This window comes from Hyalangium sp. (assembly GCF_035629615.1).
GTDB lineage: Bacteria > Myxococcota > Myxococcia > Myxococcales > Myxococcaceae > Hyalangium.
The window spans coordinates 1-10,085 of the sequence record NZ_DASPHO010000036.1; the positions used below are offsets into that span (position 1 = coordinate 1).

The following is a 10,085-nucleotide window of genomic DNA, read 5'->3' on the forward strand; positions in this document are numbered from 1 at the left end:
TCGACCTCACCTACGGCCAGAAGTCAGGCGGCTTCGGCCCGGATGAAGTGGGCACCTACCCCAGCTCCCGCAGCCCCTTCGGCGTGGAAGACATGGCAGGCAATGCCTGGGAGTGGACGCGCAACTGGTTGGAGCCCACAAAGCCCGTGGCTCGCGGTGGCAGCTACTACTACGGCCCCAACTCCGCCCGCTCCGCCAACCGCGATCCGTCAGATGCCTCGCTGAGAGACCTCACAGTAGGCCTGCGCGTCTGCGCGGAGCTGCCCCAGAACCCAACACCCACTTTCTAACGGATTCTGGCTCCACCCTGTCCTAACAGGCGGATCGGGAGCCCATGAGTCAACGGTGCAAGTGCCCGGAAGCGTGGCCGCACCTTGCCCGATCACACCTCGCTGCACACCGTGCCGGACAGCTGAAGGCGGCAGCGGAGGTGTTCCATGGGTGCCAGGTTCGCGATGGTGGCGGCGATGATTGCCGGTGGGGTGATGGGGTGTGGGAGCACGGAACCTGCTGAGGCGCCTGCGCCAACGCTGGGGACGTCCATGGCGGCGCTCGTCCAGGCCAATGGCCGGGAGATCAACGGCCGAGAGATCAACGGTCGGGAGATCAACGGCTCGGAGCTGGGATCGAAGCTCGTCTCGGTGCGTTACGACGGCGCGCGGCGCGAGGGGATGAGCACGGCGTTCGATGAGATGTGGCTGGAGGGCTCCGTCTTCCACGCCTTGAGCGGCTCCGAGGAGCTGTCCGGCGTGGACTTCCAGCAGGTGCGCTTCACCGGGACCCTGGAGGATGGCAGCACCCTGACGCTGCGTGTCGATGAAGTCTACCCAGGCACGGGCGTGGACCAGGATGTGTGGAGCTACCGGGTGTCGTACCAGCACACGACGACTGGGGAGTGGTCGCCGATCTGCACGAATGCGGATGGCTCGGCGGCCAATGCCATCCCGCTGGAGGGACGCTGGGACTACCGCCAGGGGGTGCTCGGGGGCGGTGACAAGATCCACGACACGGCGGCCTTCACCTTCGCGTGCGAGGGTGCGGCGCTCTCCAAGTGCGTGCGCTTTGGCTACAAGCCCTGGCAGTCGGTGAACGGGGTGAGCCTCGCGGACCACCACCAGTCCTGTACGCGGATGATCCGCGCGGACTTCTGCGGCGACGGCACCTCCTACACCGTGGATGGCAACTGGGTGAACCTCTACGACGCGGTGAACATCCAGGCCGATACCGAGTCCTGGGTGCACGAGGCGGAGTGGAACACGGAGGGCGCCAGCTGCTTCAGCGAGCAGACGCGGGCCACGACGCCCATCCAGTGCGGCGAGCGGATGGTGACGACCTGCGGCAAGAGCTTCTCCACGAAGGCGCTCCTCATCAGCGAGACGCCGCCCCACAACTAGGCGCGCGCACCCAGCAGCGCCTGGCGCCTGGACACGGCCACTCTGTTCCCCGTTCAACGGGGCTCCAGGTCGATTCGTCCACGTGCAAGCAGGCGCCCGACCCTGCCTGGGCACCTCACTGGCAACTCGTTATCGGAGGTCCAACTCTCCACCGGCTGTGAAGAGGCCGGAGACAGGGGCGACCGGTAATGCGAAAGGCTTCGAGTCGGGTGCGAGGCTCCTTGGGGGCAGGCAGGTGTTCAGGCGTGCTGCTGGGGGCTTTGGCCCTGGCCTGCCTGGTGGGCTGCAACGGTCAGCGGGGCGAGGCGGCTCCCGAGGAGGCTCAGGCCTCGGTGACGCTGGGACCCGAGAACGTGGCCCGAGTGGAGACGCGGACGCTGCAGAGTGGCCCCGTCGTCTCCGGCTCGCTGCAGGCGCGGCGGGCCGCCACCCTCCGGGCGGAGGTGGCAAGCCCCGTGCTGGAGATGAAGGCCGAGCAGGGCCAGCCGGTGAAGCGCGGAGCCTTGCTGGCACGCCTCGACGACGTGGCCTCGCAGGACCAGCTCCTCGCAGCGCGCTCCGCAGTGCGGGTCGCGGAGAATGCGCTGCGGGTGGCAGAGGCGGAAGAGGAGCGAAGCGGGAAGCTGGCCAAGGCGGGGGTCATCACTCAGCGGGACTTCGAGCGCGCGCAGCTCGCGAGGCACCAGGTCCAGGCCCAGCTCGCGGACGCGCAGTCCCGGCTGGCGCTGGCACGGGAGCAGGTGGGGCGCACGCGCGTCACCGCACCCTTTGACGGGGTGGTGAGCGAGCGCCAGGCGAACGCCGGGGACGTCGTGCAGCCAGGCTCTCCCCTGCTCACGGTGGTGGATCCCAGGAGCCTGGAGCTGGACGCCTCGGTCCCCGCCGAGTACGCGGGGAGGATCTCCGTGGGCACCCCGGTGGACTTCCGTCTCCCCGGCGGCGCGGAGCAGACCTTCTCTGGAAAGATCGAGCGCATCAACCCGGCGGTGGATCCCTCCACCGGGCAGGTGCGCATCTATGTGACCATTCCCAACGTGGAGCAGTCGCTGCTGGTGGGGCTGTTCGCCCAGGGCCGGGTGGCCTCCGAGGCGCGCGAGGCGGCAGCCCTTCCGCTGAAAGCGGTGGACCTGCGCACCACGCCGCCCTCGGTGCTGCGGGTCCGGGACGGCAAGGTGGAGCGTGTCTCGGTGACGCTGGGACTGCGCGACGAGGTAGCGCAGCAGATCGAGGTGCGCTCCGGGCTCCAGGCGGGAGACGTGGTGGTGCTGGGCTCGGCGAAGGAGCTGGCCGAGGGCACGCGCGTGGAGCTGACGCAGGCGCCGCCGCAGCAGCAAGGGCAGGGCCCCGTCACCCCTGCGCCCCGCTGAGTCGCACTCTCACGTCCTTCCCTGAGGAGACGCCGTGTTCATCTCCGACTTCGCCATCAAGCGCCCCATCGTCACCATCACCTGCATGCTGGCGCTGGTCGTCTTCGGGCTCATCGCGCTCGTCAACCTCGAGACGGACGAGTTCCCCGACGTGCAGCAGCCCGTCATCGCCGTCACCATCGTCTATCCAGGCGCCTCTCCGGACGTGGTGGAGCGGGAGATCGTCGAGCCCATAGAGGACGCCATCTTCAGCATCAGCGGCGTGGATGGCAGCAAGACGACCTCCGGGGCCACGGATGGGCTGGCCCAGTTCACGGTCTTCTTTGACTTCGAGAAGGACGTCCAGCAGGCCTCGCAGGACATCCGCGATGCCATCTCCAGCAAGCGCGCGGATCTGCCCCAGGAGATGGAGGAGCCCATCCTCACGCGGTTCGACCCGGCGGATCTGCCCATCCTCTCGCTGACACTCACCTCGGACGCGCTGCCGGCGACGACGCTCACACGCATTGCGGATCCGACCGTGGTGCGCGAGCTGCGCGCCGTCGCGGGCGTGGCGCAGGTGACGGTGGTGGGCGGCATCGAGCGCGAGCTGACGGTGGAGCTGCGGCCGGCGGCGCTCCAGGCGGCGGGACTGAGCGTGTCGGAGGTCGTCCTGGCGCTCCAGGCGCAGAACCTCGCCGCACCTGTGGGCCGCATCACCGAGGCGCTGGAGGAGCAGACCATCCGCCTCAAGGGCCGGCTGGAGACACCCGAGGACTTCACCAACGTCGTCGTCGCCGAGCGGGCCGGGCAGACCATCCGCCTGGGACAGGTGGCGCAGGTGAAGGATGGGACGGAGGAGCCACGCACGCTGGCCCTCTTCAACGGCAAGCAGGCCGTGGGCATCGACGTGATCAAGTCCAAGGGCTACAGCACCACGGACGTGGCGGACCAGCTCCGCGAGCGGATTCAGACGCTCCAGCCCAAGCTCCCCGAGGGCGTGCGGCTGGAGATCGTCCGTGATGCGGGCACGCGGGTGGCGGCCGCGGTACGCAACGTGGAGGAGGCGCTCCTGGAGGGCGCCTTCCTCACGGTGCTGGTGGTGTTCCTCTTCCTCAACTCGTGGCGCTCCACGGTCATCACGGGCCTGGCGCTGCCGGTGAGCGTGCTGGCCTCCTTCATCAGCGTGTGGGCGTTCGGCTTCACGCTCAACACCATGTCCCTGCTGGGCTTGTCGCTGGCCATTGGCATCCTCATCGACGACGCCATCGTGGTGCGAGAGAACATCGTCCGCCACATCGAGATGGGGAAGGACCACATGAAGGCGTCGCGCGAGGGCACGAGTGAGATCGGCCTCGCGGTGGCGGCCACCACCTTCTCCATCGTGGCGGTGTTCGTCCCCATTGCCTTCATGTACGGCGTGGCCGGGCAGTGGTTCAAGCCCTTCGCCCTGACGATTGCGTGCGCGGTGCTGGTGTCGCTCTTCGTCAGCTTCTCGCTGGACCCGATGCTCTCCGCCTATTGGGCGGATCCGCAGGTGGAGAAGGGGGCGCGCAGGGGGCTCATCTCGCGGACGCTCGTGCGCTTCAACCACTGGTTTGACCGGCAGGCGGACAACTACAAGCGTGTCATCGCCTGGGCGCTGGATCACCGGATGGCCATGGTGCTGCTGGCGGTGGGCTCGTTCGTGGGCGCGCTGGCGCTGCAGGGGATGTTCGGCGGCGCGAGCTTCGTCCCCGTGAGCGACAACAGCGAGATGGAAGTCCTGGTGGAGACGCCCCCGAGCTCCAACCTCGAGTACACCCGGCGCAAGGTGGAGGAGGTGTCTCGCATCGCGAGCGCTCACCCGGAGGTGGCCTATACGTACTCCTCCATCGGCACGCCGCTGCCGCTGCGCTCACCGGGCGTGGATCAGGCGCTCGTGTACGTGCGGCTGAAGCCCAAGGACACGCGCGAGCTGAGCCAGGATGCGCTCGGCAACATCATCCGCCAGGAGATGAAGCGGGTGGCGGGAGCGCAGGTGTCTGTCTTCACCAGCGGCTTCGGCGGAGCGTTCAAGTCCATTCAGCTCGAGCTGCGCGGGCCGGACGCGCGGGTGCTCAGTGACCTGGCCGAGAAGCTGAGGCGTGAGGTGGAGCAGGTGCCAGGCGCGGTGGATGTGGGGCTCTCCACCCGAGGGCAGAAGCCGGAGCTGGAGGTGGAGCTGCGGCGAGGCCTGGCCGGGCAGCTCGGCGTGACGGTAGGGCAGGTGGCTCAGTCGCTGCGGCCCGCGTTCGCGGGGTTGGACGCGGGAGACTGGGTGGATCCCACGGGGGAGACGCGGGATGTGATGGTGCGGCTGGCCCCGGAGGCCCGCAAGAGTCCCAGCGACCTGGCGCAGCTCCCCCTGGTGATTCCAGGAGCCCCCGGCGGTCCACCGGTGGTGGTGCCCCTGGGACAGGTGGCGGAGATCCGCGAGACGATCGGTCCCGCTCAGATCAACCACCTGGACCGGGAGAAGGTCATCAACATCCAGGCGAACGTGCAGGGGCGCTCGCTCTCGGAGGTGCTGAGGGATGCGCAGGCGCGCCTGGCGAAGGTGCCGCTGCCCGCGGGCTACGAGCTCTCCGAGGGTGGAGAGGCGGCGGATCAGGCGGAGGTGTTCAGCCGCGTGCTGACGGCGCTCGTCATCGCGGTGCTGCTCATGTACCTCATCCTGGTGGTGCAGTTCGGCTCGTTCCTGGACCCGCTGGCCATCCTCGTCTCGCTGCCGCTGTCGCTCATCGGCGTGGTGCTGGCGCTGCTCATCACCGGGGACACGCTGAACATCATGAGCCTGATCGGCGTCATCCTGCTGATGGGCATCGTGGCGAAGAACGCCATCCTGCTCATCGACTTCGCCAAGTGGACGCACGAGCGGCGCGGGCTCCCGCTGCGGGATGCGCTCATCGAGGCGGGGCGCATCCGCCTGCGGCCCATCATCATGACGACGTTCGCGCTGATCGCCGGTATGATTCCGGTGGCGCTGGGGCGGGGAGAGGGCGCTGACTTCCGCGCGCCACTGGGCCGAGCCGTCATCGGTGGCGTCATCACCTCCACGGTGCTCACGCTGCTCGTGATTCCAACGGTGTACGAGATCCTCTCGAATGCGCGGAGCTGGATCCTCGGGAAGCTCCGGCGGTGGTTCGGGCGCGGCACTTCCGGACCCGTGCAGGGTGGGGGTGGAGGAGAGCCGCGCCCGGTGCCCCAGGCCCGGCAGGAGTGAGGGCGCGTCCAGGCGCTTTGCTGGCCGGAGCGGCGGAAGCGCGACGCTCGTCAGCGTGAGCGGTTCCCTGTGGTCCCAGGGGATTCGTGGCGCCGGCATGGAATCAGGTTTCTGAGATGATGCGGCAGCTCATTCTCGGTAATGTCTTCGACGGCATGCCGGGCACACTCATTCGTTACCCGCTGGGCGATGACATCGCGGGGCTCCTGGGGGTTCCCCACTCGGACGGGTCGCGTATCCTCATCATGCCGCTGGTTCAGGGATGGGGGCGGACGTGATCCCTCAGGAGCACCGGAGGCTCATCGCCGAGGCCCTGGATGCGCTGGACGTGCGCAACCTGGTGCTCGGCATCCACGACCCGAGCTTCCCCAGCGACCCGGACGAGGACACGGGCCGCGGCTCGCCGTACACCCGGGGCGCCACCCGCTTCCTGGAGTTCATCCGTGAGCTGGGCTTCACCGGCATCCAGCTTGGCCCGCAGGGGCAGACCTCCGAGTCCAATGCCTCGCCGTATGACTCGACGCTCTTCTCGCGCAACGTCCTCAACCTTCCACTCTCGGCCCTCACCGGAGAGGAGTGGGGCCGGCTGCTGAGCGCCCAGCGGCTTGCCGCGATCGTGTCCTCCCGCCCGCTGGGAGCCGGGCCGGGCGAGCGCTATCGCCATGCCTTCCGAGTCCAGCACGCAGCACTCGAGGAGGTGTGGAGCCACTTCCAGCGAGAGCGGGCCCGGGCGGATGCGCGCCCCGTCATCCGCGACCTGGCCGCGCGCTTCGAGACCTTCCAGAAGGAGCACCGCGGCTGGTTGCTGCGCGATTCCCTCTTCGAGGCCCTCTGCGTCGAGCACGGCCAGCGCGACTGGCGCCAGTGGATGGAGCAGGGCGAGGCGGCGCTCGATGCGCGGCTGTTCGCTCCGGGGCCCGGTGAGGAGGAGGCGTGCAAGGCTCGCCAGCGAAGCCTGCTCGCGAAATACGCGGAGCTCATCGAGCGCTACGCCTTCTGGCAGTTCCTCGTCCATGCGGCCCACCAGGAGCTGCGGACCCGGGTGGCGGGCGGGGCGCTCAAGCTCTACGGGGATCTGCAGATCGGCTTCTCTCAGGAGGATGCCTGGGCGTGGCAGAGCCTCTTCCTGCGCACGTACCTGATGGGTGCACCGCCCAGCCGCACCAACCCGGAGGGCCAGCCGTGGAACTACCCGGTGCTGGACCCCCTCCGCTTCTTCGAGCCGCACGAGGGCAGCGCTCCGGAGCGCAGGGCTGGCCCCGTGCTGCGCTTCATGGATGCACGAATGGACAAGATGCTCGGGGAGTACGATGGGCTGCGCATCGACCACCCGCATGGGCTGGTGTGCCCCTGGGTCTACCGCGCGGGCGAGCCGGACGCGCTGCGCGCCGTGCAGACGGGGGCGCGGCTCTTCGACTCGCCGGACCTGCCCGACCACCCGGAGCTGGCCCGGTACGCCATCGCCACGCCGGAGCAGCTCGATCGCTCGGTGCCGCGCTACGCGGATGGGTGGGTGCGCCGGCTCACCCCGGAGCAGGTGCGCCAGTACAGCGTCCTCTTCGACACCATCGTCACCTCCTCGCGCCGCCACGGGCGTCAGCTGCCAGACTTGCTGGCCGAGGTGCTCAGCACGCAGCCCTACCCGCTCCAGCGCGTGCTGGCGCAGTACGGGCTGGGACGCTTCCGCGTCACCCAGAAGGCCAACCTGCAGAATCTAGCCGATGTCTACCGGAGCGAGAACGCGGTCCCGGAGGACTGGGTGATGGTGGGCACCCATGACACTCCGCCGCTGTGGCGCGTCGCCAGGCAGTGGCAGGAGACAGGCACTGACCGCGCGCAGGCGGAGTACCTGGCGTGGCGTCTGCACCCGGAGCCCGAGGGCCGTGAGGAGTTCGCGCAGCGGCTCCTGGAGGAGCCGGGGCTGCTTGTGCAGGCGAAGTTCGCGGACCTGTTCGCCTGCCCGGCGCGCAACGTGATGATCTTCTTCGCCGACCTGCTCGGACTGGTCGACGTCTACAACGCGCCCGGCACCGTCAACGAGGAGAACTGGACCCTGCGTGTCCCGGCGCAATACCCGCTCGACTACCGAGAGAAGCTGGCGCGCAACGCCGCGCTCAACCTGCCCCTGGCACTGACGCTGGCTCTGCGCGCGAGGGGAGAGCCCTTCCGCACGCGATACCGTGAGCTCATCGCAGCCTTGGAGCGCATGGCCGACAGCCTGCGGAGCCCGTGAGCCGGGCCCTCAGTGCTGCACGTCCACCACGAGGCGGGTGGGCTCATGCAGCTCCATCACCCGGTACTTGTTGGGGTGCGCGTTGCCGAGCACCCACGTCACCTCGCCCTCGAAGTCACATGTGAGCTCCAGCTCCTGGATGACGGGCAGGCCGGGCTTGCGCTCGCGCTCGGTGACGGTGACCTGAGGGCCCTCGTGGGCCTGCGCGGGGGTGAGGCTCACCTGGAGCCAGGATTGACCTGCGACCTCCGTCGGGTCTCCCGAGCCGCACTTGATGATGGGCTTGTCCACGTACTCGAGCTGATAGCCGGGCACCTGCGTCCCGTCGAACTCGAACACCACGCGGTCGAAGCCCTCGTTGCGCGCCGCGCGCACCGAGCGCAGCGTCACCATCTGCAGGTCCGCTCGCTTCTGCTTCATGTCCCCCGCGGTCCACTCGCGGTTCTTCGGATCCTCGGGAGTTGCCGAGCCTTGTGCGGGAGCAGGAGGTGTCCCAGGGGCGGCGCTCTCCAGGGGAGGGGGAGCCGGCGGTGGCGCCGAGTCACTCCCAGCAGTGGGGAGCTGGGGCGCTGGCTCAGTCTGGGGGGCCGGCTCCGCCTTCTTCGAGCACCCAGCCGCGATCAGGCAGCCCGCGAGCCACAGGGACTTCACCCCACGACTGAACCTCTTTGCCTGCATCATCCGTCCCGCTCCTGGGGCTCCTGCCGAGGAGCCGCTGCCCCCCTCTCGCATGGGAGGCACCCTGGGTTCCAGTGCGGACGCGGAGGAGAAGTGCTCGGCCACGAATGAGAGGACCTCTCTGGAATTCGTGGCGGCAGGACGTGATGGGTAGAGATATTTCCCTGACAGAAGTTGTGCTTTGAGGTACTAAAAGCGCCTCGTGACCCCTGGGGGGGACTGGCATCTCGCGCGTGGATCATCGATAAGACGCCCCCCCGCTCTTGAATCGAGTGCCTGGAGTCTTTTATGCCCTCCATGCTGCCCTCCATGCCTTCCACCCCCTCTTCATCCTCGGATGAGTCCTTTGTCTGTCTCCGGCAGGGGATGCGCGGACCCGAGGTCGAGTACCTCCAGCGGCAGCTTCAGCTGGTGGGCGTCTACGAGGACCCGGTGGATGGCGTCTTCGGCGCGAGCACCAAGTCCGCGGTGATGGCCTTCCAGCGGGCGCGGGGCCTCGAGGTGGATGGCATCGCCGGCACGCGGACGTGGGCGGCGCTGGACACGCGCCGGGGTACGGGGTTGCGCCCCATCCTCAAGCGCGGGGTCTGCGAGCCCTCGGTGGTCGTCCTCCAGAAGGTGCTGGCCACCCACGGCTTCGATCCCGGCTCCAAGGACGGCATCTTCGGCCCGAAGACAGAGCGCACCGTGATGGCCTTCCAGCGGGCCAAGGGCCTGGAGGCCGACGGTATCGTCGGGCCCAAGACGTGGAACGCGCTGGGGATGACGGCTCCTCGCTCCTTCCCGGGAGTGAGCGGACCTGTCGAGACGCGGCGCGCCAGCGCCCGTGCCGAGGGTGGCTGGTTCTACTCCTTATAGTTCCAGAGATCAGGGCAGCTCCTGCAAGTCGATGGATGACGCACGGACACCGCGTGGCGTGTATGGTCCGCCCGCATGGCCCTTGACCTCACGACCCTCCTCCCCAAGCGGGATGACACCTACGTTGGCACGATGGCGCGCGGCCTCATCGGCAGCGAGATCCTCCGCATCGCCGCCGAGATCCGCGAGCTGACGGCGCAAGGCCGCAAGGTGTGCAACCTCACCGTGGGCGACTTCAGCCCGCGCGAGTTCCCCATCCCCACCACGCTGGGCCAGGGCATTACGCAGGCGCTCCAGGCGGGGGAGACCAACTATCCGCCCTCGGACGGCGT

At 68.7% G+C, this 10,085-nt stretch carries 7 protein-coding genes and 1 pseudogene; 7 read left to right on the forward strand and 1 reads right to left on the reverse strand.

From position 1 onward, the window contains the following. From VD972_RS01635 to VD972_RS01655, 5 genes are all read left to right on the forward strand, one after another. Window positions 1-290 (forward strand): formylglycine-generating enzyme family protein (locus tag VD972_RS01635; protein ID WP_324979689.1); only part of this gene is annotated, 290 nt, incomplete at its 5' end. A 147-nt stretch (window positions 291-437) separates the two neighbouring features. Beyond that, window positions 438-1,394 (forward strand): ADYC domain-containing protein, encoded by a 957-nt coding sequence (locus VD972_RS01640; protein ID WP_324979693.1) that lies wholly within the window; start codon window positions 438-440, stop codon window positions 1,392-1,394. A gap of 245 nt (window positions 1,395-1,639) precedes the next feature. Next, a complete protein-coding gene (locus tag VD972_RS01645) occupies window positions 1,640-2,761 on the forward strand; it encodes an efflux RND transporter periplasmic adaptor subunit (RefSeq protein WP_324979696.1) in 1,122 nt (373 codons plus the stop codon). A gap of 34 nt (window positions 2,762-2,795) precedes the next feature. After that, a complete protein-coding gene (locus VD972_RS01650; protein ID WP_324979699.1) occupies window positions 2,796-5,984 on the forward strand; it encodes an efflux RND transporter permease subunit in 3,189 nt (1,062 codons plus the stop codon). A gap of 262 nt (window positions 5,985-6,246) precedes the next feature. Continuing rightward, window positions 6,247-8,217, forward strand: a complete 1,971-nt coding sequence (locus tag VD972_RS01655) for a 4-alpha-glucanotransferase (RefSeq protein ID WP_324979702.1) — start codon at window positions 6,247-6,249, stop codon at window positions 8,215-8,217. 9 nt (window positions 8,218-8,226) lie between these two features. Here the strand turns inward: VD972_RS01655 and VD972_RS01660 are convergent, their stop codons facing one another. Then, entirely contained in the window at window positions 8,227-8,898 is a 672-nt protein-coding gene (locus tag VD972_RS01660) for an AMIN-like domain-containing (lipo)protein (RefSeq protein ID WP_324979705.1), read from the reverse strand. 285 nt (window positions 8,899-9,183) lie between these two features. On the opposite strand from VD972_RS01660, the gene VD972_RS01665 reads away from it, so the two are divergent. Then, window positions 9,184-9,753, forward strand: coding sequence for a peptidoglycan-binding protein (locus VD972_RS01665; protein ID WP_324979708.1), 570 nt, complete (start codon window positions 9,184-9,186; stop codon window positions 9,751-9,753). A 75-nt stretch (window positions 9,754-9,828) separates the two neighbouring features. Further along, window positions 9,829-10,085, forward strand: a pseudogene (locus VD972_RS01670) (pyridoxal phosphate-dependent aminotransferase); the annotation flags it as partial.

What these genes read in the sequence shown, in the direction of transcription:
- VD972_RS01640 (WP_324979693.1), top strand. Translation starts at nt 438, where the DNA reads ATGGGTGCCAGGTTCGCGATGGTGGCGGCGATGATTGCCGGTGGGGTG.
- VD972_RS01655 (WP_324979702.1), top strand. Translation starts at nt 6,247, where the DNA reads ATGGGGGCGGACGTGATCCCTCAGGAGCACCGGAGGCTCATCGCCGAG.
- VD972_RS01660 (WP_324979705.1), bottom strand. Translation starts at nt 8,898, where the DNA reads ATGATGCAGGCAAAGAGGTTCAGTCGTGGGGTGAAGTCCCTGTGGCTC.
- VD972_RS01665 (WP_324979708.1), top strand. Translation starts at nt 9,184, where the DNA reads ATGCCCTCCATGCTGCCCTCCATGCCTTCCACCCCCTCTTCATCCTCG.